Origin of the sequence: Streptomyces sp. NRRL WC-3618 (assembly GCF_001280005.1) — a bacterium.
Lineage (GTDB): Bacteria > Actinomycetota > Actinomycetes > Streptomycetales > Streptomycetaceae > Streptomyces.
The window spans coordinates 1-474 of the sequence record NZ_LGDW01000293.1 but is presented as its reverse complement, the minus strand read 5'-3'; the positions used below and the strand labels follow the sequence as shown (position 1 = coordinate 474).

At 74.3% G+C, this 474-nt stretch carries 1 pseudogene; it reads right to left on the bottom strand.

Annotated features, from left to right (window positions below):
• Positions 1-474, bottom strand: a pseudogene (locus tag ADL01_RS23355) (DNA polymerase III subunit gamma and tau); the annotation flags it as partial.

Below are 474 nucleotides of genomic sequence, written 5' to 3'. Positions count from 1 at the left end.
TGAGCGGTGGGGCGGGGGGTGCGGCCGGGGCGGCGTAACCACCACCGCCGCCACCGCCTCCGTAACCGCCGGGGGCGTTGCCGCCGCCGTAGCCTCCGGTCGCCGGGGTTGCCTGGCCGCCGCCCGTCGGGTCGACGACCGCCTCGATCCTCCACTGGACGTTGAACTGTTCCGCCAGTGCCTGCTTCAGCACCTCCTCGCTGCCGCTGCTGGCGAAGTTGTCCCGCGCGCCCGCGTTCATGAAGCCGAGCTGGAGGGTGGTGCCGTCGAAGCCGCTGACCTGGGCGTTCTGGCTGAGCAGGATCCAGGTGAACCGGCGGCGGTTCTTCACCGACTCGAGGATGTTCGGCCAGAGCATGCGGGGGTCGAGGCCGCCGGGCACGGGGGCGCCCGCCTGCGCGGCGGGGGCCTGGGTCTGGGACTGGGCATGCGGCGGGGACTGGGCGTAGGACGCTGCCGGAGCGGGTGCGGGGG